21 protein-coding genes and 1 tRNA gene are annotated in these 24,339 nt (G+C 57.5%); 15 read left to right on the top strand and 7 right to left on the bottom strand.

The genetic code is table 11. The features are described 5' to 3' along the window. Positions 1–2 precede the first annotated feature (2 nt). Positions 3–76: transfer RNA gene (locus tag I6J28_RS08760), tRNA-Leu, on the bottom strand. Positions 77–225: 149 nt separating this feature from the next. Between I6J28_RS08760 and polA the strand changes: the two genes are divergently transcribed. From polA to I6J28_RS08745, 3 genes are all read left to right on the top strand, one after another. Next, complete coding sequence (gene polA / locus I6J28_RS08755; protein WP_204609245.1) at positions 226–2,874, top strand: DNA polymerase I; 2,649 nt, start codon at positions 226–228, stop codon at positions 2,872–2,874. A gap of 61 nt (positions 2,875–2,935) precedes the next feature. After that, positions 2,936–3,817 carry a DNA glycosylase AlkZ-like family protein gene (locus I6J28_RS08750; protein WP_239191372.1) on the top strand — a complete coding sequence of 294 codons (882 nt, stop codon included), beginning with the start codon at positions 2,936–2,938 and terminating at the stop codon, positions 3,815–3,817. 77 nt (positions 3,818–3,894) lie between these two features. After that, entirely contained in the window at positions 3,895–4,251 is a 357-nt protein-coding gene (locus I6J28_RS08745) for a hypothetical protein (RefSeq protein ID WP_204609239.1), read from the top strand. Here the strand turns inward: I6J28_RS08745 and I6J28_RS08740 are convergent. Beyond that, complete coding sequence (locus I6J28_RS08740) at positions 4,215–4,685, bottom strand: RDD family protein (RefSeq protein WP_239454586.1); 471 nt, start codon at positions 4,683–4,685, stop codon at positions 4,215–4,217. The genes I6J28_RS08745 and I6J28_RS08740 overlap by 37 nt on opposite strands. A 9-nt stretch (positions 4,686–4,694) precedes the next feature. Further along, complete coding sequence (locus tag I6J28_RS08735; protein ID WP_204609235.1) at positions 4,695–5,426, bottom strand: class I SAM-dependent methyltransferase; 732 nt, start codon at positions 5,424–5,426, stop codon at positions 4,695–4,697. A gap of 251 nt (positions 5,427–5,677) precedes the next feature. Here I6J28_RS08735 and rpsA point away from each other — a divergent pair, with 251 nt between their 5' ends. The 7 genes from rpsA to I6J28_RS08700 all read left to right on the top strand — a co-directional run bounded on the left by rpsA (position 5,678) and on the right by I6J28_RS08700 (position 13,861). Next, entirely contained in the window at positions 5,678–7,138 is a 1,461-nt protein-coding gene (gene rpsA, locus I6J28_RS08730; protein ID WP_204609233.1) for a 30S ribosomal protein S1, read from the top strand. Between the two features lie 297 nt (positions 7,139–7,435). Next, the gene (locus tag I6J28_RS08725) at positions 7,436–9,487 is read left to right on the top strand and encodes a glucose PTS transporter subunit IIA (RefSeq protein ID WP_204609231.1); all 2,052 of its coding nucleotides are present in this window, start codon (positions 7,436–7,438) and stop codon (positions 9,485–9,487) included. An 81-nt stretch (positions 9,488–9,568) separates the two neighbouring features. After that, positions 9,569–10,168, top strand: a complete 600-nt coding sequence (gene coaE, locus I6J28_RS08720) for a dephospho-CoA kinase (RefSeq protein WP_204609229.1) — start codon at positions 9,569–9,571, stop codon at positions 10,166–10,168. A gap of 90 nt (positions 10,169–10,258) precedes the next feature. Next, complete coding sequence (locus I6J28_RS08715; protein WP_204609227.1) at positions 10,259–10,621, top strand: DUF4259 domain-containing protein; 363 nt, start codon at positions 10,259–10,261, stop codon at positions 10,619–10,621. 40 nt (positions 10,622–10,661) lie between these two features. Further along, positions 10,662–12,755 (top strand): excinuclease ABC subunit UvrB, encoded by a 2,094-nt coding sequence (uvrB, locus tag I6J28_RS08710; protein WP_204609225.1) that lies wholly within the window; start codon positions 10,662–10,664, stop codon positions 12,753–12,755. A gap of 129 nt (positions 12,756–12,884) precedes the next feature. Further along, on the top strand, positions 12,885–13,337 hold the full coding sequence (locus I6J28_RS08705) for a universal stress protein (RefSeq protein WP_005323274.1): 453 nt from the start codon (positions 12,885–12,887) through the stop codon (positions 13,335–13,337). An 83-nt stretch (positions 13,338–13,420) separates the two neighbouring features. Beyond that, positions 13,421–13,861, top strand: a complete 441-nt coding sequence (locus I6J28_RS08700; RefSeq protein WP_204609222.1) for a universal stress protein — start codon at positions 13,421–13,423, stop codon at positions 13,859–13,861. 67 nt (positions 13,862–13,928) lie between these two features. Here I6J28_RS08700 and I6J28_RS08695 read toward each other — a convergent pair whose 3' ends face one another. The 4 genes from I6J28_RS08695 to I6J28_RS08680 all read right to left on the bottom strand — a co-directional run bounded on the left by I6J28_RS08695 (position 13,929) and on the right by I6J28_RS08680 (position 19,051). Beyond that, positions 13,929–14,945 (bottom strand): App1 family protein, encoded by a 1,017-nt coding sequence (locus I6J28_RS08695; protein WP_204609220.1) that lies wholly within the window; start codon positions 14,943–14,945, stop codon positions 13,929–13,931. 20 nt (positions 14,946–14,965) lie between these two features. Continuing rightward, positions 14,966–17,191 carry a HelD family protein gene (locus tag I6J28_RS08690; protein WP_204609218.1) on the bottom strand — a complete coding sequence of 742 codons (2,226 nt, stop codon included), beginning with the start codon at positions 17,189–17,191 and terminating at the stop codon, positions 14,966–14,968. 163 nt (positions 17,192–17,354) lie between these two features. Further along, positions 17,355–18,371: a DoxX family protein gene (locus I6J28_RS08685; RefSeq protein WP_204609216.1), complete on the bottom strand. Its 1,017-nt coding sequence runs from the start codon at positions 18,369–18,371 to the stop codon at positions 17,355–17,357. 77 nt (positions 18,372–18,448) lie between these two features. Further along, positions 18,449–19,051, bottom strand: coding sequence for an MBL fold metallo-hydrolase (locus tag I6J28_RS08680; protein WP_204609214.1), 603 nt, complete (start codon positions 19,049–19,051; stop codon positions 18,449–18,451). Positions 19,052–19,116: 65 nt separating this feature from the next. On the opposite strand from I6J28_RS08680, the gene uvrA reads away from it, so the two are divergent. From uvrA to rplT, 5 genes are all read left to right on the top strand, one after another. Then, a complete protein-coding gene (gene uvrA, locus I6J28_RS08675) occupies positions 19,117–21,957 on the top strand; it encodes an excinuclease ABC subunit UvrA (protein ID WP_204609212.1) in 2,841 nt (946 codons plus the stop codon). A 7-nt stretch (positions 21,958–21,964) separates the two neighbouring features. Continuing rightward, positions 21,965–22,813 carry a hypothetical protein gene (locus I6J28_RS08670; protein WP_204609209.1) on the top strand — a complete coding sequence of 283 codons (849 nt, stop codon included), beginning with the start codon at positions 21,965–21,967 and terminating at the stop codon, positions 22,811–22,813. A gap of 270 nt (positions 22,814–23,083) precedes the next feature. Then, on the top strand, positions 23,084–23,605 hold the full coding sequence (infC, locus tag I6J28_RS08665; protein ID WP_080970442.1) for a translation initiation factor IF-3: 522 nt from the start codon (positions 23,084–23,086) through the stop codon (positions 23,603–23,605). Positions 23,606–23,641: 36 nt separating this feature from the next. Beyond that, a complete protein-coding gene (gene rpmI / locus I6J28_RS08660; protein ID WP_005323265.1) occupies positions 23,642–23,836 on the top strand; it encodes a 50S ribosomal protein L35 in 195 nt (64 codons plus the stop codon). Between the two features lie 55 nt (positions 23,837–23,891). Continuing rightward, positions 23,892–24,275 carry a 50S ribosomal protein L20 gene (rplT, locus tag I6J28_RS08655; protein WP_005323264.1) on the top strand — a complete coding sequence of 128 codons (384 nt, stop codon included), beginning with the start codon at positions 23,892–23,894 and terminating at the stop codon, positions 24,273–24,275. Positions 24,276–24,339: the final 64 nt, after the last annotated feature.

The following is a 24,339-nucleotide window of genomic DNA, read 5'->3' as shown; positions in this document are numbered from 1 at the left end:
TGTGCCCCTGGTGAGACTCGAACTCACACTGGACGGGTTTTGAATCCGTTGCCTCTGCCAATTGGGCTACAGGGGCGCACAGTGTAAAGGCGGACTGCCTTTGACTGTGAAAATAGTAGCGCAGGCACTAGGCGAATTCCTAATTGGGTTGGGGCAGTGGGGGAATGCGCACGTCATCCACAAAATCTGCACCGGGGTGTTCGGATGTCGGTGTGCTTCTCTAGGATGGGGCAGGTGACTACTAATCAGCCTCGACTTCTGCTCATTGACGGCCACTCTATGGCCTTTCGTGCCTTCTATGCCCTGCCGGTGGATAATTTCTCCACCTCAGGAGGCCAGCACACCAATGCCGTGTATGGCTTCTTATCGATGCTCTCTAATATCGTGGCGGAAGAGGCCCCCGACGCCATTGCGGTGGCATTCGACGTGGGGCGCAAGACCTTCCGCACTGAGATGTTCCCGGACTATAAGGCCCAGCGCGAGGCTGCGCCGGAGGAATTCAAGGGTCAGGTAGACCTCATTCGCGAGGTGCTCGAGGTACTGGGAATTACCACCCTGTCCCGGGAGAATTTCGAGGCTGATGACATTCTGGCCACTCTCGCAACCGAGGCACAGGACTATGAGACCCTCATCGTCACTGGCGACCGTGACTACCTGCAGTTAGTTAATGAGTCCACGACGGTGCTCTATCCCATGAAGGGCGTATCCACGCTCCACCGCTTTACCCCCGCCGCAGTAGAGGAGAAGTACGGTCTCACCCCCGCGCAGTACCCGGACTTTGCCGCGTTGCGCGGCGATCCTTCCGATAATTTGCCGGGCATCCCCAAGGTGGGCGAGAAGACGGCCACCAAGTGGATAGTCAAGTATGGAGACTTGGCATCCTTGGTCGAGCACGCAGAGGAAATTAAGGGCGTGGTGGGCAATAACTTCCGCGAGCGCATCGAGCAGGTGCAGATGAACCGCAAGCTCACCCAGATGATTACGGACATGGACCTAGAGGTCGGTCCAAATGACTTGGCCTTTAAGGAAGCCAAGGTCGCCGACGTCGCCGCCAAGTTCGATGACCTAGAGTTCGGTACCAACCTGCGCGATCGCGTACTCGCCGCCATTCCCAATGATGGCGCTGAGGCAGCCGAGCAGACCGAGGAGGTCCAAGAGCTAGAGACGGTCATCGATGACGAACCCTTGTCCCAGTGGCTGCCCGGCCGAGAGCATGTCGCGGTGTATGTCCAAGGCGAGGGAAACCCGGGACAAGGTGATGCTTCTGCGATAGCCTTCGTGGACCAGGAACGCCACGGCCTGCAAGTGGAGCTGGGCGACCTTTCTGCCGAGGACGATAAGGCCCTGGCTCAGTGGTTAGCATCTGATACGCCGAAGTATTTCCACGAGGCAAAGGCGGCCTTCCATATGCTCGCCGGCCGCGGTATTGAGCTTGCCGGCATCGCCCATGACACGGCCCTTGCTGCCTACCTGCTTCGCCCTGGTCAGCGCACTTACGCGCTTGCCGACGTCTACCAGCGCCACCTCCAAAAGACCCTCGGCGCCGCCACGGAGCAGCTTTCATTGCTGGATGATTCCTCCCTGGTTGACCAAGCTGCGGCAATTATGGAGCTGGCAGAGCGGCTCACTGCGGAGCTGCAGGAGATTGATTCCTTCGAGCTCTATACCGACCTTGAGTTGCCGCTGGTAACCATCCTGGCGCGCATGGAGGCTACCGGTATTGCCGTTGACGTTGACATTCTCGAAACACAAAAGGATGCCTTTGTAGAGCAGGTTGCCGAACAAGAGCGCGCCGCCCGCGAGCTTGCCGGCGATGACAAACTCAACCTCAACTCGCCGAAGCAGCTGCAAACCGTGCTCTTTGAGACCTTCGAGCTGCCCAAGACTAAGAAGACGAAGACGGGCTATTCCACCGCGGCCAAGGAGATTGAACAGCTCGCGGCTAAGAACCCTCACCCTTTCCTCGATCACCTCTTGGCACACCGCGAGTACCAGAAGATGAAGACCACCTTGGAAGGTCTCATCAAAACCGTGCAGCCTGACGGCCGCATTCACACCACGTTTAACCAAACCGTGGCCTCTACCGGCCGCTTGTCGTCCACCGAACCCAACCTGCAAAACATCCCCGTGCGCACCGAAGCAGGCCGCCAGATCCGTTCTGCCTTCATCGTGGGCGATGGCTTCGATGAACTCATGACTGCGGACTACTCGCAGATTGAGATGCGTGTCATGGCGCACCTCTCCGCCGATCCAGGCCTCATCGAGGCCTACAAGGAAGGCGAAGACCTGCACAACTATGTTGGCTCTCGAGTCTTTGACGTTCCCGTTGACCAGGTGACACCCGAGCTGCGCCGCCGAGTCAAGGCCATGTCTTACGGGTTGGTCTACGGGCTGTCTGCCTTTGGTCTATCCCAGCAATTGGGCATTCCGGCAGGGGAAGCAAAGTCCATTATGGAAAGCTACTTCGAGCGCTTTGGCGGCGTGAAGAAGTACCTCGATGAAGTCGTGGTCCAAGCCCGCAAGGATGGTTACACGGCAACGCTCTTCGGCCGTCGCCGCTACTTGCCAGAGCTAAACTCCGATAACCGCCTAGCACGCGAGAACGCGGAGCGCGCTGCGCTTAATGCACCGATTCAGGGCACTGCCGCTGACATTATTAAGGTGGCGATGATTCGCGTAGACCGCGCACTGCAAGGGATGAAGTCTCGCGTGCTGCTTCAGGTACACGATGAATTGGTGGTCGAAGTCGCCCCCGGTGAGGCGGACGAAGTTCGAGAGATTCTCGAGCGCGAGATGGACTCAGCGATCGAGCTGAACGTGCCGCTAGAGGTCTCCGCCGGAGCCGGCAAGGATTGGGATGCCGCAGCCCACTAGCTCGGTTACATTCTCCCGCCGGGAAAAGGCGCGCTTGAGGCTCGCCTCGCAAGGCCTAACCATGAGGCGGTGGGAGAGTGCTGAGGAGACAGCCCGCGCCTTCGGCGTCATGCAAGGCCAAGACTTGCATTCGGTGCGCCGGTCACTGGCCTTGCGGGCGAAAGACCATTCAGATGCTGGAAACATTGTGCGTGGGTATCCCATGCGCAATACGCTTTTCGCGGCTTCTATCAAGGACATAGGCTGGATAACCGAACTCTGCGCGAAGGGGCGCAAGGGTGATACCGAGCTGCGAGCAGGGGTAACCAAGCTCATTGACAATCCGCTTTCGCGCGCCGAGCTCAAGGAGCGGGCTGCAACAGCGTTGCCCGACGTACCCTTTTGGCATGTTGTGCGTGTAGCAATGGAAAGCGGTCACGCCGTCTATTCAGGAGCCGATCAGCTCATCACACCGGTGGATCTGCCGGGGCTAGAGGAGACCTTCAACGGCGATAAAGTCGCGGCGACCGCGGAGCTGATGACTCGGTACTTCCGAACGCACGGTCCCGCAACATTGCACGACTTTGCCTGGTGGGCAAAGCTCCCACAAAGACTGATACGGCCCGCAGCCGAAAACCTCGCGCCGGACATCATGCGCTGCGGCGAAGTTTCCCAGGACCTTGTGTCGGCTGAGATAGTGGAAATGGCCGAAGCGCGAAAGAAGCAATCGGTATTGCTGCTGGGAGCATTTGACGAGTACATCTTGGGTTATCAAGACCGTCTTTTTGCGATGACGAAGGAAGTCCACGAGGTACTTGTTCCTGGAAACCGCGGGGTATTTCGCCGCGCCATCGTGGTGGAAGGACAGGTCCGTGGAACGTGGAATAAGCAAACCATCGAGGACTTGGGCATGCCCGGCTATGCAATGCGGAAAGTTCAAAAGTTGTGGCGGGATGCGCACTAAGTTTTTTTAGGTAGCCTTTTCTGTGCGGAAAAAGTTATGAGTGTAAGTCGAAAAACTAAGAAGGGAATTGCCGAGCCGTGGCGATAGAAGAGAAGACGAATAGGTGGACCCTCCGCGTCTTTGAAAGCCTTTGGGCCATTCAAGTAACCTTTCCTGCCACCGATATTGCTGACTTCGGGCTCGAACGGTATCTTGCAGAATATAGGGTGAGTGTAATCGGGTACGGAATTTTGGCGGTGTCGTATGTTGTGGCCGCCATGACCATCGCCCGCGTCGCACCCAACCCGAAGGTCAGGAGGCTAACGGCCGCCGCGGTGATGGTGGTAGCTACGGCACTAGCATTCCTCTTCCCATCTTCCTGGATGTTCGCTGTCCTGGTAGTCCTTGCGCTCCTGTATTACTTGGTGCCGCGAAAAGAAGGCGTATCCATCTGAGATCGGCGCTCGACTAGGCAATTGGCCAGCATGTCAAAAGGGGTTTGGCCGAAGGCGAGGACACTCACGCTTAGGACGCCGAGTAACAACGGCACAATAAACGGCACTCCCGTCAGTGTGAGCATGGAAAGTAATAGCCAGGAATTGCGCAAGCAGGCCGCGCGCACACCGGGGTGGGTGGCAACGATCTCCAGCTTGAGCGACCATTTTCCTAGCGAAGTGGCCTTAGTGGCCTCGGCCCATACGCGGTAGGCATAAAAAACTAGGGCGAGGGCCACAGCGTTGTAAATCTCGAGGGCTTGGCCGGTTAAGGGGGCGTCGGCAAGTGCATTGATTGCCCATCGCGCCACAACGATCACGGCTGCTGCCAGGAAGGCGTCGATCCACCATGCGAGGCCGCGACGCAAGAGAAGGCCAATTCGATCCAGAATCATGCCCATAGGTTAGCGGCAATTCCGGCAGACGAAAATAATCGTGCCGGGGAAGATTTCGCCGCGCTCCGGCGACCATTGGCCCCACGTAGTGGTGAGATCCCTAGGCCATTCGGGCTCGATGATGTCCTCGATTAGGAACGGGCCTTCGCCCTGTAAAGCCTGAAACCAATCCGCGATAGTGCGATGAAATTCCGCATAGGTCAGGTTGCCATCGCGGTCTTGCTCCAGATAAGCGCGATCGAAATAGCTGATATCGGCCGTCAGATCGGTGGGATCATCAGGGAATATCCAGCGCATGGGGTGGTTGGCCGAGAGGACGAACCTACCGCCAGGTTTGAGGACACGGGAGACTTCACTTAGGGCTAAATCAAGGTTGGCAAGAAAAGGGAAGGCGCCGAACGCCGAGAAGGCTGCGTCGAAAGAGCCCGTCGCGTAGGGCAGTGAGAGTGCATCGGCCTGGGTTAAGGCGAGCCCGGGTCCAGCGTGGTTGAGCATGCCGCGGGAGATATCGAAGCCGGTGGCGAAGTGCGCGCGTGTCTGGAGCCATTCGGTACACGGGGCGGAGCCGCAGCCAATTTCGAGTACGGAGGAAGCCGAGACGTCGCCTAGCAAGTGTGCTTGGTCTTCGTGGAGCATTTCTGGGCACCAGTAAAAGGAAGAAAGGTAGTCGGGGTGCTCGGCGTGGTAATTGGCGGCGTCGCTATCCCAGTAGGCCTGGTTTGCGTGCGAGGGGGAAGTCACGGTGGGAGAAATTCCTTTGCGAAATAGTTGGTCCGTGTATTTGCCCTTTTAGCTGGACAGATGTAGTGTTGGACGGGCGTGTCTATGCCACGGGTTGTTCTAAGTCCCTGTAGGAAGGCTTTAAGCAATCACGAGGCGGGATCGAATATTCCTCTTTTTAGCTGCATTTGCGCAGCTTAGCAAGCTTTTTTCGAGAGACGCGCAGTTGTCCAATTTCGATTTCCTACATTTATTCGGAGCATTTTTTCAATATGCCATCTTCTAACACCCCGCAGGTTGCGATTAACGATATCGGAACCGCAGAGGACTTCCTCGCAGCTGTAGACGCCACCATCAAGTACTTCAACGATGGTGACATTGTCGAGGGTACCGTCGTCAAGGTTGACCACGACGAGGTACTGCTGGACATCGGATACAAGACCGAAGGCGTTATCCCTTCCCGCGAGCTGTCCATCAAGCACGACGTCAACCCGGACGAGGTTGTTGAGGTCGGCGATGAGGTTGACGCACTTGTTCTCACCAAGGAGGACAAGGAAGGTCGCCTGATCCTGTCCAAGAAGCGTGCACAGTACGAGCGCGCATGGGGCGCCATCGAGGAGCTGCAGGCCAAGGAAGAGCCTGTTACCGGTACCGTTATCGAGGTTGTCAAGGGCGGCCTCATCCTGGATATCGGCCTGCGTGGCTTCCTGCCTGCATCCCTCGTTGAGATGCGTCGCGTCCGTGACTTGGAGCCGTACATCGGCCAGGAGCTGGAAGCAAAGATCATCGAGCTGGACAAGCAGCGCAACAACGTTGTTCTGTCCCGCCGTGCGTACCTGGAGCAGACCCAGTCCGAGGTTCGCTCCGAGTTCCTGCACCAGCTGCAGAAGGGCCAGGTCCGCAAGGGCGTTGTTTCCTCCATCGTCAACTTCGGCGCCTTCGTCGATCTCGGCGGTGTCGACGGCCTGGTTCACGTTTCCGAGCTGTCCTGGAAGCACATCGACCACCCATCTGAGGTTGTCACCGTTGGTGACGAGGTAACCGTTGAGGTTCTGGATGTCGATCTGGACCGCGAGCGCGTTTCCCTGTCCCTGAAGGCTACCCAGGAAGATCCGTGGCGCGTATTCGCCCGCACCCACGCTGTGGGCCAGATCGTTCCGGGCAAGGTCACCAAGCTCGTTCCGTTCGGTGCCTTCGTTCGCGTCGAGGAGGGCATCGAGGGCCTGGTTCACATCTCCGAGCTGGCTCAGCGCCACGTCGAGGTTCCGGACCAGGTTGTCACCGTTGGCCAGGAGGTTATGGTCAAGGTCATCGACATCGATCTCGAGCGTCGTCGTATCTCCCTGTCCGTTAAGCAGGCAGACGAGGACTACACCGAAGAGTTCGATCCGTCCAAGTACGGCATGGCTGACTCCTACGACGAGCAGGGCAACTACGTCTTCCCTGAGGGCTTTGACCCTGAGACCAACGAGTGGAAGGAAGGCTTCGACGAGCAGCGTCAGGCTTGGGAGGCACGCTACGCAGAGTCCGAGCGTCGCTTCAACCTGCACACCGCTCAGATTGAGCGCAACCGCGCCGCAGCCGCTGAGGCTGCTGAGTCTGCAGAGTCCTCCAACTACTCCTCTGATTCCTCCGATGCAGCTCCGGCATCCGAGGCTCAGGCAGAGGTTGGCGGCTCCCTGGCTTCCGACGAGCAGCTCGCCGCACTGCGCGACAAGCTCGCTGGCAACTAAAGCCTCCGGTTAGTTTCCGCTAAGCCTGAGGGCTTGGCTCACGGCCGCGCCCACTTCATCACCTAGATGGGGTGGGCGCGGCTTTTGTGATCTTTTAGACAGTTTGTGCAATCGTTTGCCGGGATGATCGTTGCCTCTAGGTGGTTGACCAGCGGTGAAGCACTCCCAGGTAGAAAAAGTCCCTGGAAGGCCAACAAAACGGGCTTTTGTTCATGTGGGAATTCTCTTATAATCGAACCTGACGTTATAGCCAGTGCAGTACTGGTTATAAGTGGTATTTGAACTGAGGAGTAAGAAGTGGCATCTATCAAGGACACTTCCACCCGCATCGTTGAAAGTATCGGCGGCGCCGACAACATCACGTCGCTGACGCACTGCGCAACGCGCCTGCGCTTCCAACTTGCCGATGCGGGGAAAGTTGACCAAGAAAAGCTCGATAGCGACCCAGCGGTGCTTGGTACCGTGCCCCACGGTGCTCACGGCTACCAGGTAGTCATGGGCGGCGGCGTTGCAGACTACTACAACGAGATCATTAAGCAGCCCGGTGTGCATGCTTCCAGCGACAAAGAGGCGTCCTCCAAGAAGGAGTATGACGGTGTTCGCGGTAAGTATGACTGGGTAGATTACTGCTTCGAGTTCCTCTCTGATACTTTCCGCCCCGTCCTATGGGCATTGCTGGGCGCCTCGCTCATCATCATGCTGCTCATCCTGGCGGACACAGCACACATCCAGGATTTCCGGGCACCGCTGGAGGAGCAACCAGAGGGCTTCCGGCTGGCTCATGCCATGTTCCAGTCGGTCTTCTATTTCTTGCCCGTAATGGTCGGTGCGACCGCGGCGCAGAAGCTGGGCGCGAATATGTGGGTCTCCGCAGCTATTCCCGCGGCACTTTTGACCCCCGAATTTATGTCGCTGGGTGGGCAAGGCGATACCGTCAACGTATTTGGCCTGCCGCTGGTCATCAATTCCTACGGCTCCCAGGTATTCCCGCCCATTTTGGCTGCAATCGGCCTGTACTGGGTGGAAAAGGGACTAAAGAAGATCATCCCGAGTGCAGTTCATATGGTCTTCGTGCCGTTCTTCTCCCTGCTCATTATGATTCCGGCAACAGCCTTCCTGCTCGGCCCGTTCGGCATTGGCGTGGGCAATGGCATTTCCTGGGTCCTGTACCAAATCAATGATTTCTCGCCGTTCATCCTGGCTATCGTCATTCCGCTGCTGTACCCATTCCTCGTTCCGATGGGCCTGCACTGGCCGCTGAATGTCATCATGATTCAGAACATCGCAACCTACGGCTACGACTTCATCCAAGGCCCGATGGGCGCATGGAACTTCGCCTGCTTCGGCGTCGTTGGCGCAGTCATGGTTATCTCCTTCAGGGAAAAGAACAATGCCATGCGCCAGGTTTCTATTGGTGCCTTCGCAGCGGGCATCCTCGGCGGCGTGTCTGAGCCTTCCCTCTATGGCATCTTGTTGCGCTTCCGCCGCAGCTACTACCGGTTGCTGCCAGGTTGTGCGGTAGGCGGCGCAATCATCGGTATCTTCGATGTCCGCGCTGAGGCCTTTGTCTTTACCTCTGCACTGACCACTGGCGCTATGACGCCGCAGCTGGGCTACGTTCTTGGTATCACGGCTGCATTCCTTACCTCTTTCTTCCTGACCCTGTTCTTTGGCTACCGCACGGCGGAAGAAAAGCAGGCAGACTTGGAGCGCATCGCCCGCGAACAGGGCGAATCCGTGGATGACGTAGCTGCTCGTTCGGATTTCAAGTCCACTAAGACCGAAAAGGGCGTGTCCTCGAATGCGGGTGGCGCCGTTGCTGCCAGCGCTGCGGGCACTGCTGCTACTGGTGTTGCCGCCAAGCAGGCTGGCAAGGAGGACATCGTGTTGGATTCCCCTCTGGAGGGCGAGGCAGTTGACCTTTCGGAAGTCCCAGATCCTATCTTTGCTGGGGCAAAGCTGGGGCCTGGTATGGCAGTCCAGCCAACTGGCACTACCGTCTATGCGCCTGCCGACGGCAAGGTGCTCACCGTTCAAAAGTCCGGCCATGCGGTAGGCCTTAGCCTCGACAATGGCGTGCAACTGCTCATTCACGTAGGCCTCGATACCGTGGAACTGGGCGGCGAAGGCTTCGACGTGCACGTGGAAAAGAAGCAACGCATTTCCGCGGGCGATAAATTGATTAGCTTTGACCCAGAATTCATCCGTTCCAAGGGCTATAACCTGATTACTCCGGTTGTGGTCACTAACGCCACCAAGTTCGGCGCGGTCTCCGGTGAAGCCGGCCCGGTTACCCCGAGTGATGACTTGCTCCGCATTCCCCCGAAGCCGGAGGAAGCAGCGGAATAAAGAAACGCTGACACCTATAGCGACAGAGGAACCCCGCACCATCGCGTATGGCGGGGTTCCTTTTCGCGTAGGGTGGCTGCCATGAAACTCATTGGCCTTACAGGCGGGATTGGCAGTGGCAAGTCAACAGTTGCAACGCTCTGCCGCGAACGAGGGTGGCGTGTGGTTGACGCCGATGGCATTGCCCGCGACGTCGTCAAGCCCGGGCGGTCTGCGTTGGCGGAGCTGGCGGCAGCATTCGGAGAAGATATCCTCTTGTCGGACGGCAGCCTCAACCGCAAAGAATTAGCTCAGCGAGCCTTTGTGGATAAGGAACATACCGAGTTGTTGAACTCCATTACCCATCCACGCATCCAAGCGGAAACGCAGCGCCAATTCGAGGAGGCACGTGAAGAAGGCTATGACTTTGCCGTTTACGATATGCCGCTATTGGTGGATAACGGCTTAGACAAAGACATGGACTACGTCATCGTGGTCGACGTGGCCGTTGAAGAGCGCGTCCGTCGCCTCGTTGCTTCACGCGGGTTGGAAGAGGACGATGCGCGCCGTCGCATAGCAGCGCAGGTACCTGATGAGGTGAGACTAGCCGCAGCCACGCACGTCATTGACAACAACGGAACGCTGGAGCAGCTGCGTGCGCGAGCGGCCGAGGTCATGAACCGTATAGAAGCGGAGTCATAGACGCGGGGTCACCCAAACTTTAACCGTTGGGTGGTTAGAGTTTACGCAGTTTCGAAGTTGCGTTAACTTTCGCGTCTTAAGCTACTCGCCGTGGGAACGTGGGATACTGGGCCTTTTGATAATCACGCAGCGCGAGAACTGCTCGCTAGCTTGCGTGATGGCTCTTTCGATCTCAAAGCCTTTCAGAAGTCATGTGCCGAAGAGCCCATGGACTCCGATGACGCAGAAACCATGATCGCACTGGGCGCCTTGTTGAAGCTGAAAGCTGATGCGCTGCCGGAAGGAATCCACCGCGAGGCTCTTGCGCCCCTGTATACGCCGCAGTCTAAAGCGTGGCTGCGCCGCCGCATTAATAGTGCGATGCGACCAGAGACGTCTTCTGTTTATGCGCTGTGGGAGACCACCGGCGAGCTGGAAGAGTGGCTGCGCACCGCGCAGGACTCCTTGCCGTGAACATAGCTAGCCGCGCCATATAAGCAGTAGAGTAGTGGGCATGGCTTTTGCTGCTGAACATCCTCTTATTCCAAATTCCGAGCACCGCGTCGTCAGCGAGGTCGAGCGCACCCCAGGTGAGTTTCAGGTTGTCTCTGAATACGAGCCGGCCGGCGACCAGCCCGCTGCTATTGCAGAGCTCAATGAACGCCTCAACCGCGACGAGCGCGATGTCGTACTCATGGGTGCTACCGGTACAGGTAAGTCCGCCACCGCTGCGTGGTTGATCGAAAAACAGCAACGGCCCACGCTGGTAATGGCACCAAATAAGACTCTGGCAGCGCAGCTAGCGAACGAGCTACGTCAACTCTTGCCGCATAACGCGGTGGAGTACTTCGTTTCTTATTATGACTACTACCAGCCAGAGGCTTATATTGCGCAGACGGATACCTATATTGAAAAGGACTCGTCCATCAACGAGGACGTAGAGCGCCTGCGCCACTCGGCTACTTCGGCCCTGCTGTCCCGCCGAGACGTGGTGGTTGTGTCCTCCGTGTCGTGCATTTATGGCTTGGGTACCCCGCAGTCCTATTTGGATCGCTCAGTCATTATTTCCGTGGACGAGGAGTTGGACCGAGACCGATTCCTGCGTTTGTTGGTGGATATCCAATACGAACGCAACGACGTGGGATTTACCCGCGGTACATTCCGTGCCAAGGGCGACACGGTCGATATCATTCCGGCTTATGAGGAACGCGCAGTGCGCATTGAATTCTTCGGTGATGATATTGATTCTCTCTACTACATTCACCCCGTCACTGGCGATGTCATCGAGGAAGTAGACGAGGTGCGTATCTTCCCCGCGACCCACTACGTGGCAGGACCCGAACGCATGGAAAAGGCCGTAGCCGCCATCAAAGAGGAATTGGCCGAGCGCCTCGAAGACCTAGAAAACCGCGGCAAACTGCTTGAGGCACAACGACTTCGCATGCGCACCGAATACGATCTAGAAATGATCGAGCAGGTAGGTTTTTGCTCCGGCATCGAGAACTACTCCCGCCACGTCGATGGCCGTCCGGCCGGCTCCGCGCCGGCAACGCTGCTGGATTACTTCCCCGAGGATTTTCTCACCATTATTGACGAGTCTCACGTCACGGTTCCACAGATCGGCGGCATGTTCGAGGGAGATATGTCCCGCAAGCGCAACCTGGTGGAGTTCGGTTTCCGGCTGCCCTCCGCAGTGGATAACCGCCCGCTGACCTTTGATGAGTTTGAACAGCGTGTGGGACAAACCGTCTATATGTCTGCCACCCCAGGTGACTTTGAACTTACGTCCTCGGACGGTGAGTACGTGGAGCAGGTGATTCGCCCGACTGGTCTGGTGGATCCGAAGGTTAACGTCAAACCCACTAAGGGCCAGATTGATGACCTTATTGATGAGGTACGCACCCGCATTTCGCAGCAAGAGCGTGTACTGGTGACCACGCTGACCAAGCGTATGGCAGAAGACCTCACCGATTACCTGCTGGAGCAGGGGATTAAGGTGCGCTACTTGCACTCGGATATCGACACTTTGCAGCGCGTCGAGCTCTTGCGGCAATTGCGTCTAGGCGAGTTTGATGTGCTGGTGGGCATTAACCTTCTGCGTGAGGGCCTTGACCTCCCCGAGGTATCGCTCGTTGCCATCTTGGATGCAGACAAGGAAGGTTTCTTGCGCTCTACCACCTCGCTCATCCAGACCATTGGCCGTGCTGCCCGTAACGTCTCTGGCGAGGTGATTATGTATGCCGATAAAATCACCGATTCGATGCAGGAGGCAATCGAGGAGACGGAGCGACGCCGCGAAAAGCAGATAGCCTATAACAAGGAACATGGCATTGACCCGCAGCCTTTGCGGAAGAAGATTGCCGATATCCTTGACCAGGTCTATGAAGACGGTGGGGAAGAAGAGTCCAACTCTGACCCCTCTGCAGTGGTGGAGAAGCGGGATATTTCCAGCATGGCTACCGATGAGGTGCAGGCGCTTATCGACGACCTCTCGGCCCAAATGGGTGCCGCCGCGCGCGAGCTCAAGTTCGAATTGGCTGGACGCCTGCGCGATGAGATTGCTGATCTAAAGAAGGAATTGCGTGGATTGAAGGAAGCGGGAATCTAGTTTTCTCCCCCTGAAAGTGATGATTGGCTCCGCGGGTACTTTTCTAAAGGGCTGCGCTAGTTATACTGGATAAGTGCCAGAAGCGCCGTTTAGTTGTCACTGTGAAGTAGTTCAACTGCGAGGAGAATAATGCTTACCTATAAAAACATTGCCGTCGGCACCGATGGCTCTGAAACCTCCCTGCGCGCGGTCCGCGCTGCGGCGTCCATGGCACGGGCGTACGACGCTAAGCTGATCATCATCTCAGCTTTTTATAACCACGCTGGATCCATGCTTGGTGCTCCGAGGGGCGACGAAGCCGGTCTGCCCGTTGTAAGTGAGGACATGGCCGGTACCTACCTGACCAATGCCACCCGTATCGCCGAGTCAGAGGGTGCGGAACACATTGAAATTGTAGGGAAATCTGGAGACCCAGTAAAAGCCTTGTTGGAAGTAGGCCAGGACTATGACGTGGACCTGTTCGTGGTGGGAAACCGCGGCGTGAATTCCGTTCGTGGTCGAGTCTTCGGTTCTGTCCCAACGGAACTGACCCACAAGTCAAAGGTAGACGTCGTCGTAGTTAATACCAGCGAGAAACGTTAATCATTTTTCGTTGTTACACTGGCAGTAATGCCTCTGTAGGCTAAATAAACACTCCGGGTACACACCCACAAAGAAAGGTCATCATGAGCGACTACAACACGATCGTTGTCGGTACTGACGGTTCTAAGTCTTCTCTCCTCGCTGTAGAGCGAGCTGCTAAGATTGCTGCCGCATTCGATTCCAATCTGATTATCGGTTGTGCTTACTACGAAAACCAGGAGCAGGCTTCCAAGACCCTGCGCCAGGATTCCGTAACCATTTTGGGCGATGAGAAGGCGGAGGCAAACCTCAAGGATGCTAAGGCACACGCTGAGAAGTTCGGCGCTTCCAAGGTAGAAACCGCTGTTCGCCCGGGCACCCCAGTGCAGGCCCTGATGTCCATCGTCAACGATAACGATGCTGACCTGCTTATCGTGGGCAACCGCGGCATCAACTCCCTGACCGGTCGCCTGCTGGGCTCCGTGCCGGCAGACGTTGCTCGCCAGTCTGACTGCGATGTAATGATCGTTCACACCGTCAGCTAACTGCGGTGATTAAAACCCGCCTTGGTCTTATTGGAAGGCCAAGGCGGGTTTCGTCGTTAAGCGCAGCTTACTCCGCAGGGTGTGCAGCGTCGAATGCGGCGGCAATGGCGTCGCCGTTCGCGCCCTGAATCAAAGGGATAGAGAAGTGGCCCTCCTCATTGGCATCAGCCAAAGGGCTCAGGGAGCCGTGGGAGAGCAACTGCTCTTGCGGGCTCAGATTGCGGATGAGCACAGAGTGGATCCGGTCCGGATGCTCATTGGCCACATCGCCGTAGGTGAGCGGATCATGCTGTCCGTCATCGCCAATGAGAATCCATTGCATATCCGGGTAAGCAATGAGCAGATTGCGCAGCTGAACACGCTTGTGCTCCTGACCGCTGCGGAAAAGTCCCGTTTCCGTTGGGCCCCAGTCCGTCAGCAGCATGGGACCCGTGGGGAAACCATGGTGAGACAGGAATTTTTTGAGCGAGCCAAAGGTATTCCAAGCGCCCGTAGAAAGATAAAACACTGGGGCTTGGGGGAAGCGCTGCTGTAGCTGAGCATAGAATTCGGCCATTCCGGGAACCGGCTGTCGCTTGCTAGGGCGCTTAGCCCAGGAATTCCACGCCGCGGTGAGTGCGCGCGGCAGCCACGTGACAAGCACCGTGTCATCGATATCGCTAACGATGCCGATCTTGGCCGCCGGATCAACGATAAGTAGTTGGACCTCCACGGCATTCGCGTTTGCGGCCTCGATTGTTGCCGTATGCCATCCGGGCTCTAATCCGTGGTCATGGATTAGTAAGTCAATGTATCCGTTGCGGTCAGTGGTGCCGGTGACAGTCTTTTCCCCAATAGTCACCGAAACGTCATGGTGTCCTACTTGAATGGTAAGAAACTGCTGGTAGCCGCGCTCACCCCACGTATCCCTCTTGCCTTCATCAGGATCATGCATCAGTACGCGGCCGAAGATTCTCACCTGATCGGTGGTGCCATAACCTGTATATCCCACAATCAGGGGCTGCCATCCACGCCGTTTGGAGCGCTTCAAAGTAATGGAGTTAAGTGAGCTTTCAGCTTTGCGCATGATGTCAGATAAGGCCATGGCATAAAGCTTACGGGAGCCTAAAGAACTTCGCCGCAGTCACCAACGAGCGTGAGGGATTGAGTAGCACGAGTGATGCAGACATAGAGGTTTTGCAATCCCTGTGGGGAGGCATCCACGATGCGCTGCGGATCGAGCACGACCACGTGGTCAAACTCGAGGCCCTTGTAGCGCTCCGCCGTGGCGGCGTCAATAACCGCTGTGAGCCTGCCGTCCTCTTCGCTGTGTACTCCAGGGGTGTAGGTGCCCTGCTCAAGCCGGCGCACCTGTACCCCATCACGGATGGCTGTCGCCGGAATGGCGTCAGGGTTAATCATTTCCAAAAGTCCATTGGCCAATTCCGTAATGGGCTGCGGGGTGCGATAGTTGACGGTTAAGAAGTGGTGACGGAAGCGTTGAGCCACGAAGGGCTCGAGGGCCTCGCCCCAGTCATCAACACCTGCCGGGGAACCAGTCTGGGAGGTATCACCCACCAAAGTCATCCACCGCGAAGGGCAGCGGCGGAAGAGCATTCGCCACTCCATAGGTGTTAATTCCTGGGCTTCGTCCACGATGATGTGACCATAAGCCCACGTATGATCTTCGCGGGCGCGTTGGGCAGTGGTGCGCTTATCGCGTACCTCCTGGCGGTGCGCCAAGGTTTCGGCGTCGATGACATCGTGGGCAGAGAGGATTTCTGCTTCAAACATGTCATCGTCGTTATCTGTGGACTCGGAGGAAGACAAGATATCCAATGCGTCTTCCGCATCCGCCACTTGCTCGCGCCACGCGGCGTCATCGGCTGCCTTCTTTTCTTCAGGGTTGGGTAGGCCGATGAGGACGGCAAGCTCGTCTAGCAAGGCCGCATCCGAATCCGTCCATGCTCGCCCCTCTGCACGGTAGAGCGCTTCTTGGGTTTCCTCGTCATATCCGTGCGCGGCAGAAGCGATGCGCTCGCGCGAGGAGACTAGAGCAGCAAGTACATCGGTGGGGTGTAGTTCGGGCCAAAACTCATCGATCAAGGCAGTAACGGCCGCGTCCTCAGCAAGGTCATCGTGGAATTGATCGATATCGGCGCGCGACAGGAGATTCTTTCCGCCAAGCGGATCGGCACCGACCTTTTCTGCCATTTGCTGGGCAAGGTCCTCTACGAGGTGCTCGATGAAGGCACCACGCGCCTCATTGTGCGGCTTGCGCGAGCGCCGTGCACGTGTGCGGGCGCTTTTCACCATGTGTGGTGTGACGCTTAAGGTAAGGCCGTCGACGGTCAGCTCGCGAGGGGCGTCGGGAAGCAACTGGTAGTCCTTGACCGCAGTGGAGAGGATTTCCACCATGGCGTCGCTGCCCTTGATTTCCCGAGCCACGAGGTCTTCTTCGTGGTCCGGCTCAATTCCAGGAAAGAGCCCGCCGATGGTGGAGAGCACCACGCCGGTCTCGCCCAGTTCTGGGAGCACGCGCGAAATATAGTCCAAGAAGCTGCTATTGGGGCCGACGATAAGTACGCCGGTGGCAGAAAGTAGCTCGCGGTGGGTATAGAGCAGATAGGCAACGCGGTGCAGCGCAACTGCGGTCTTACCGGTGCCGGGGCCGCCTTCTACTACCATCACCCCGCGGGTGTTATCGCGGATAATCTCGTCCTGCTCCCGCTGAATGGTCTCCACAATGGAAGCCATGTGGCCCGTGCGGGCTCGCTGCATGGCGTGATAGAGAGCGGATTCGCTCGCTACGCCGGCCTCTTCTTCACGCACGCCGGGGCCAGCAAGGACTTCATCATGAATGCCAGTGACGGTGCGCCCCTTGGTGCGGATTTGGCGGCGGGTGTGCACGCCTTCTGGCTGGGCGGTAGTAGCGAGATAGAAGGGCCGTGCCATGGGGGCACGCCAGTCAAGCAGTAGCGTGCGATAGTCCTCTTCACGCGCATCGAGCCCCATGCGGCCGATGTAGCGGCGGTCTAGGCCTTCCGGGGTGGGATTGTCACCTGGGGCATCGATGTCGATGCGGCCAAAGACCAAACCCATCTGTGCCACATTGAGACGATCCAGCTTGGCTTGGAGCCCGTGGTATTCCGTTTCGCGGCGTACCAAGGCATCCGCGTCCGGGGTGGAGGGATCTACGTCCGCCTGCACCTCATTGAGCCGTTCATTTGCAGCAGCCACCTCATCGTCGAGGCGGGAGAAAAGGCCGTCCACATAATCTTGCTCCGTAGCGATGGCTTCGCGCTCCGAGGAACCTGCGGCCGCCGCGTGCTTTTGGGATGCTGAGTTCACGTGACTCCTTGGTGATTGGACGTTGATGGGGTGGAAGGTGCCGGGCACGCTGTCCGGCGAGGGGGAGAGATGAGTTTAGACCCTGCTGTGACAAAGAACAACGGCCCAGCATAAGGCTGGGCCGTTGAGTCATCGCCGAGATACTCGGCCGAGGAAGATGTGGCTACTTAGAGCGCTTTTCCAGCTTCTTGATAGCTGCCTCAATCTTCTTATTTGCCTCCTGCTGCAGCTTGTCAGCGTGCTTGGAGGCCTTCTTGTTTGCGCGCTTCGACTTGGCGCCATCCAGCTTGGCGACGGCCTTATCGGCACGTGCCTGAGCCTTGGTAGCTGCCTTCACAGCACGGGTACGGGCGATGTCGCGATTAGCCTGTGCGGTCTCGAGCCAGTCACCCTTATTGTCTTCAACGTACGTCTTGGCGTTGTCGACCGAGTCCTCGATGAAGGACTTGGCGTTGCCCAGCAAGCCGCGGCCAGACTCCTGCCAATCGTCCTTGTTGTCCTCTACGTAGGTCTTGGCATCGTCAACATAGGACTTTGCAGTATCCAGCAGACCTCGGCCGGTGGACTGCCAGTCATCCTTGTTGTCGTCTACATAAGCCTGTGCCTTGGCAGAGGTCTCGTTGATCCAGTCACCGGCCTTGGAAGACAGCTCGTTAGCACGGGCAGAGAGTTCTTCGCGCTTCTGCTCGGACTCAGACTTAGTAGGCAGCGCCTGCTGAATCTTCTTATTCGTACGCTTGCCGGCCTTCTGCGCGCGCCAACGCAGGGCAGGCTTACCCTCGGTGTCCTGGGTAGCGATAAACAAGGCGCCGAGCAAAGCGGTGTTGGTAACGAATCCGTTGCGGCGAGATTCCTTGTCTTCCTTGTTGTCTGCTGCCCAGAAGCTATTCTTGCCAATCAGGTTAGGCAGGGTAGCGGCGGCCAGAACCGCAGCGGAAGTGCGCGGTGCCTTGCCCAGAGCCAAGGTGGAGCCGGCGCCTACCTTAGCGCCGCCAATGGCGCGGGTAACTAGTTCTGGGTCATTGGGGATGTAGCCCTGGTACTCAGAAGGAACGGCCTTGCGCACGGTCTTGAGGAAACCCTCGGTTTCCTTGACATGCTCGGACGCGTTGCGCAGGTTGTCTACGCCTTCCCATACAAATACGGATGCCAGCATGGGGCGGGCAAGCTTGCGAATCATAGCCCTTAAAGCTCCTTAGCTCGTTGTTCTAGACCTATCGTGTGCTAGACCATTGTACGCGGAAATTCGCCGTTGGATCACCAGCGGCGTTCCCACCAGTCACCAAGCTTGGGGCGCTCCTCGCCCAAGGTCGTGGACTTGCCGTGTCCCGGGCGCACGATCGTATTGTCGGGGAACTCATCAAAGATGCGCGCGGTGACGTCCTTATATAGGCGTACGAAGTCGCCCTCAGAGGTGGTCTTGCCCAAACCGCCGGGGAAGAGGGAATCGCCTACGAAGAGGTTGGTGACGCCATCGATGCTTGCAACAAGTGCCGCCCCGCCTGGGGTGTGGCCGCGCAAGATAATGATGGGCAGCTGAAGGCCCGCGAACTCGATGGAATCGCCCTCGCGCAGCTCTACGTCTACCTCAGCTGGGATGGCGGGGGAATCGAGGAAAGAGGCGTAGTGAGTAGCGCCCGTTTCGGACAAAATCTCCTCGAGTGCGCGCACGTGGTCCCAGTGGCGGTGGGTAGTAAGCACCGCGGTGATTTTCACTCCGGCCTTGCGGGCCATGTCGAGGATTGCGGGGGCGTCATCGGCGGCGTCGACAAGCAAGCCCTCTTCGCCCGCCTGTAGGAGGTAGCAGTTATTGTCCATCTCGGAGACGGAAATTTGATGTAGCTGAAGCTCGTTAGTCATGTGTCCTAGCCTACGGGTACATTCGAGGGAAGATTGCAATCCCTAGTACTGGAGGTCTGAGCACAGTGGCTGATCGTTTGGTGGTGCGCGGTGCCCGCGAGCACAACCTCAAGGGCGTGGATATCGATATCCCCCGCGATAAAATGGTTGTTTTTACCGGCCTATCCGGCTCCGGTAAATCTTCGCTGGCCTTTGACACCATCTTCGCTGAAGGCCAGCGCCGCTACGTGGAATCCTTGAGTTCTTATGCCCGCATGTTCTTAGGGCAGATGGACAAGCCCAACGTGGAATTTATTGATGGCCTGTCACCCGCAGTGTCCATTGATCAAAAATCCACCAACCATAATCCACGCTCTACGGTGGGCACGATCACGGAGATCTACGACTACCTGCGCTTGCTCTTTTCCCGTGCTGGTACGCCGCACTGCCCTAAGTGCGATGCGGTAATTGAGCGCCAAACACCACAGCAGATCGTGGATGCGGTGCTTGAACTAGAAGAAAAGCTAAAGTTCCAGGTACTTGCACCGGTAGTGCGCAAGCGCAAGGGCGAGTTTGTGGATCTTTTTCAGGATCTTTCGGCGCAGGGTTATTCCCGCGTGCGAGTGGATGGAGAAACCCATCAGCTCAGCGATCCTCCCAAGCTCAAGAAGCAGATCAAGCACAATATTGAGGTAGTGGTTGACCGCTTGCAGGTAAAGGCCTCGCAGAAGCAACGCTTAACGGATTCGGTGGAAACGGCCCTGCGCTTGGCCGATGGACTGGTCACCATCGAGTTCGTGGATAGGGAAGAGCTCACCCACACGTATTCGGAAAAGGCTGCCTGCCCGAATGGCCACACGTTGACCATTGAGGAGTATGAGCCCCGGGCCTTTTCCTTCAATGCCCCGTTTGGGTCTTGCCCAGTGTGTGATGGTTTGGGTACCAAGCTGGAAGTCGATGTTGACCTGCTTATTCCGGATCCGGATGCCCCGGCGGTTGATGCCATTCAGCCGTGGCACTCCTCTCCCAACTCCCGCTACTTTGTCAAGCTAGTGGAGGGGCTGGGCAAGGCAATGGGCTTTGACCCTAGGACGCCAGTGAGCGAATTGACCAAGGAGCAGCGCCACGCGCTCATCTATGGCACGGACGAGGAGGTGCAGGTTCGCTACAAGAACCGCTATGGGCGCCAACGCAATTGGACCGCGCCGTTTGAGGGTGCGACTGGCTTCATTCACCGCAAGCTGGAAACGACCGATTCGCAGTCCCAAAAGGATCGCCTGCTGCAGTACACCCGCCGCGTGCCGTGCAGCACCTGTAAAGGCACGCGCTTGAAGCCGGAGATCTTGGCTGTCCGCTTGGCTTCTACTACTCACGGTGAGCAGTCCATTGCGGGGCTGTGTGCGCTTTCGATTGAAGATGCCTCTGAATTCCTGGACTCTTTGGTTCTGGGCCACCGCGAGGAAATCATTGCCGGTGCGGTACTCAAGGAAACCCAGGCTCGGTTGCGCTTCCTTCTGGACGTCGGTCTGAATTACCTGACCTTGGACCGCGGTGCGTCCACGCTTTCGGGCGGCGAGGCGCAGCGCATTCGCCTAGCCACGCAGATTGGTTCTGGTTTGGCCGGCGTACTTTATGTGCTCGATGAGCCTTCCATTGGTTTGCACCAACGCGATAACCAGCGCCTTATTAAGACCCTGCAGCGTTTGCGCGATATTGGCAATACCCTCATTGTGGTCGAGCATGATGAAGACACCATTCGGGAGTCCGATTGGCTTGTCGACGTGGGCCCGCGCGCCGGTGAGTACGGTGGAGAGGTGGTCTACCAAGGCGAACCGGCGGGAATTGAAAAGGTAGAGGAGTCCCTGACTGGCCAGTATCTATCTGGCAAAAAGGTGCTCGCCGTCCCGGATCACCGCCGCGAGATCGACAAGGACCGCACCCTGAAAGTCGTGGGGGCACGCGAGAATAACCTCAAGGGCATAAACGTCGAAATCCCGCTGGGAGTGCTGGCGTGCATTACCGGCGTTTCCGGCTCGGGTAAATCCACCGTGGTCAATGAGATTTTGGCCAAGACTTTGGCCAATAAGCTCAATCGTGCCCGGCAGGTCCCCGGCCGGGCCAAGCGCGTCGAGGGCGTGGAGCACCTGGATAAGCTAGTCCAGGTAGACCAGAGCCCGATTGGCCGTACCCCGCGCTCCAACCCGGCTACCTATACGGGCGTCTTTGACAAGATCCGTAACCTTTTTGCCGAAACCCAGGAGGCCAAGGTTCGCGGCTACAAGGCCGGCCGCTTCTCCTTCAACGTCAAGGGTGGGCGCTGCGAGGCATGCCAAGGCGATGGCACCATCAAGATCGAGATGAACTTCCTGCCGGACGTGTATGTTCCGTGTGAGGTGTGTGAGGGCGCTCGCTATAACCGCGAGACCCTGGAGGTGCACTACAAGGGAAAGAACATCGCTGAGGTTCTCGACATGCCGATTTCTGAGGCAGCGGACTTCTTCGAACCCATCAACTCGATTCACCGCTACCTTGCCACGCTTGTCGACGTTGGCTTGGGCTACGTTCGCCTCGGCCAAGCCGCAACCACGCTGTCGGGCGGTGAGGCGCAACGCGTTAAGCTCGCTTCGGAACTGCAAAAGCGCACCAACGGTAGGACCATCTACATCTTGGACGAGCCGACCACTGGTCTGCACTTTGAGGACATCCGCAAGCTGATGTTGGTTATCCAAGGCCTCGTTGACAAGGGTAATTCGGTGCTCATCATTGAGCACAACCTCGATGTCATCAAGGCTGCGGACTGGATAGTGGATATGGGGCCGGAAGGCGGCGCCGGCGGCGGCACCGTAGTCGCGCAGGGCACCCCGGAAGATGTTGCGCAGGTGGAAGGCTCCTATACCGGAAGGTACCTAAAGGACATGTTGAAGTAGGGACACTGTGAATAGTTACCGCCTCGGCGTTAGCCTGCTGGCAGCGCTCACTCTGCTTACTGTGAGCGCCTGCTCCGGCGATCCTGAAACTGAAAACGTCCCAGCGCCGTCAACTAGCTCTCCGGCACCTGACCCGGACTCAGTGCGCACTCAGCTTGACCGTGCAGTAGACAAGACCGCAAGGAAGTACCACGCCAAGGTTGGGGTCGCTATTTCGGCCGGCGATGACACCATTGCTGTGGGCGATAAGGGCAAGGGTCCCGTCTGGTCCACGGTAAAGGTCCCTATCGCCATCGCGGCGCTGAAAGACGGCGCGGATAAGAGTTTGGTCGACCTGGCAATCAAGGAATCCGATAACGATGCCGCCTACTCCTTGTGGTCCCAGGTGCAATGGCGCGAAGGCTCCGCCGATAAGGCAGTCGAGGAATTGCTCGAAGACTATGGATCGCACGCGGATATCCATGACACCGCCTTCGGCTACTCCACGTGGTCATTGAAAGACCAAGCAGTCTTCGGTGCTGAATTGCCCTGCATTGAGGAGGCGGACTACGTCCACAAGGTGCTCAAAGACATTGTGGCTTGGCAGAAGATTGGTCTGTCGAAAGAGAAGCGAACCCGCGCCAAGAGCGGCTGGGGCTTGGACGAGGACGACAATGAGTACACCTACCGCCAATTTGGCGTTCATGAGGTTGCTGGCAAGCGCGTCGGCGTCGCGTTATCTGTGGTTACCGATGGCGAGGACTATGCCAAAGCCGAGCCAGCGGTAAAGTATCTCGCCCATGAGTTAGTGGACATCGTTGATAAAGGGGTAGAGAAGGGCAACATTGAACCAGCTGTTCAATGCAAGGACAGCTAAGCGAGTTGCGATTTGGTGGAAAGGGTAGAAGCTGCTATCCTCAAAGCCACTACCGCCCATGACGCCTTTTCGAGGTTCGTGGGTCACAAGCGGAGCTTCTCCCACCCGATGCCGCGAACATCGTTCGTAGGATAAAGGTAAAGGTAACCAAGCACTCGTGCTTGGCACTGTGAGAACTCCCGGCTGTCTTTGGCAGACCGGGTTTGATTCGTTTGTGGTCCCGGTAGGTGAACTACTTACTCATACACCCCCTAATCGAGGAGAACCACAATCAGCGCTGAAGCTCGCATCAATGAGCGTATCCGAGTACCCGAGGTCCGTTTGGTAGGCCCCGGTGGTGAACAGGTGGGCATCGTCCGTACCGATGATGCTCGCAAGCTTGCATACGAGGCTGACCTTGACTTGGTTGAGGTAGCCCCGAAGGCAAAGCCCCCAGTGGCCAAGATCATGGACTACGGCAAGTTCAAGTACGAGCAGGCTCAGAAGGCTCGCGAAGCCCGTAAGAACCAGCAGCAGACCGTGGTTAAGGAACAGAAGTTCCGCCCGAAGATCGATGATCACGATTATGAGACCAAGAAGGGTAACGTAGTTCGCTTCCTCGAGAAGGGATCCAAGGTCAAGGTGACCATCATGTTCCGTGGTCGTGAGCAATCGCGTCCGGAGCTGGGTTTCCGCCTCTTGGAGCGTTTGGCCGATGACGTCGCTGAAGTTGGCGTTGTTGAGTCCCGCCCCAAGCAGGATGGTCGCAATATGACCATGGTCTTGGGTCCGGTTCGCAAGGGCAAGAAGTAGACCAGATTCCACGTAGGATTTAAGGACTTAATACTCATGAAGCAGAAGACCCACAAGGGCACCGCAAAGCGTATCAAGGTGACCGGTTCCGGCAAGCTGCGCCGTGAGCAGGCTGGCCGCCGCCACCTGCTGGAGGGCAAGCCGTCCAAGCGTACCCGTCGTCTGAAGGGCACCGAGGCAGTCGCACAGCCTGACACCAAGCGCGTCAAGCGCCTGCTCGGCCGCGCATAATAGCGCCGAATCAACCCACATCCGCCATCACAATTCGAATTAAGGAAGTATCACTGTGGCACGAGTAAAGCGCTCAGTTAACGCAAAGAAGAAGCGTCGCGCGATTTTGAAGTCCGCTAAGGGCTACCGCGGCCAGCGTTCCCGCCTGTACCGTAAGGCGAAGGAGCAGTGGCTGCACTCCATGACTTATGCTTACCGCGATCGTCGCGCCCGTAAGTCTGAGTTCCGTAAGCTGTGGATCCAGCGCATCAACGCTGCTGCCCGCATGAACGACATCACCTACAACCGCCTCATCCACGGCCTGCGCCTGGCTGAGATCGAGGTTGACCGCAAGATCCTGGCTGAGCTTGCTGTCAATGACTTCGAGGCATTCTCCGCACTGTGCGAGGCTGCTAAGGCCGCTCTGCCTGAGGACGTCAACGCTCCTAAGGCTGCCTAGTCACTAGGAATATAACGCCCGTTTCTCCGGCTTATGTGCCGGGCGAAGCGGGCTTTGTTCGTTT

The sequence above is a fragment of the Corynebacterium tuberculostearicum genome, from assembly GCF_016894265.1.
GTDB classification, from domain to species: Bacteria; Actinomycetota; Actinomycetes; order Mycobacteriales; family Mycobacteriaceae; genus Corynebacterium; species Corynebacterium tuberculostearicum_D.
This window is presented reverse-complemented; position numbering and strand designations above follow the sequence as displayed.

What these genes read in the sequence shown, in the direction of transcription:
- I6J28_RS08705 (WP_005323274.1), top strand. Translation starts at nt 12,885, where the DNA reads ATGCTTACCTATAAAAACATTGCCGTCGGCACCGATGGCTCTGAAACC.
- uvrB (WP_204609225.1), top strand. Translation starts at nt 10,662, where the DNA reads ATGGCTTTTGCTGCTGAACATCCTCTTATTCCAAATTCCGAGCACCGC.
- coaE (WP_204609229.1), top strand. Translation starts at nt 9,569, where the DNA reads ATGAAACTCATTGGCCTTACAGGCGGGATTGGCAGTGGCAAGTCAACA.
- I6J28_RS08685 (WP_204609216.1), bottom strand. Translation starts at nt 18,371, where the DNA reads ATGATTCGCAAGCTTGCCCGCCCCATGCTGGCATCCGTATTTGTATGG.
- I6J28_RS08740 (WP_239454586.1), bottom strand. Translation starts at nt 4,685, where the DNA reads ATGATTCTGGATCGAATTGGCCTTCTCTTGCGTCGCGGCCTCGCATGG.
- rpsA (WP_204609233.1), top strand. Translation starts at nt 5,678, where the DNA reads ATGCCATCTTCTAACACCCCGCAGGTTGCGATTAACGATATCGGAACC.
- polA (WP_204609245.1), top strand. Translation starts at nt 226, where the DNA reads ATGGGGCAGGTGACTACTAATCAGCCTCGACTTCTGCTCATTGACGGC.
- I6J28_RS08680 (WP_204609214.1), bottom strand. Translation starts at nt 19,051, where the DNA reads ATGACTAACGAGCTTCAGCTACATCAAATTTCCGTCTCCGAGATGGAC.
- I6J28_RS08695 (WP_204609220.1), bottom strand. Translation starts at nt 14,945, where the DNA reads ATGGCCTTATCTGACATCATGCGCAAAGCTGAAAGCTCACTTAACTCC.
- rpmI (WP_005323265.1), top strand. Translation starts at nt 23,642, where the DNA reads ATGAAGCAGAAGACCCACAAGGGCACCGCAAAGCGTATCAAGGTGACC.
- I6J28_RS08700 (WP_204609222.1), top strand. Translation starts at nt 13,421, where the DNA reads ATGAGCGACTACAACACGATCGTTGTCGGTACTGACGGTTCTAAGTCT.
- I6J28_RS08750 (WP_239191372.1), top strand. Translation starts at nt 2,936, where the DNA reads ATGAGGCGGTGGGAGAGTGCTGAGGAGACAGCCCGCGCCTTCGGCGTC.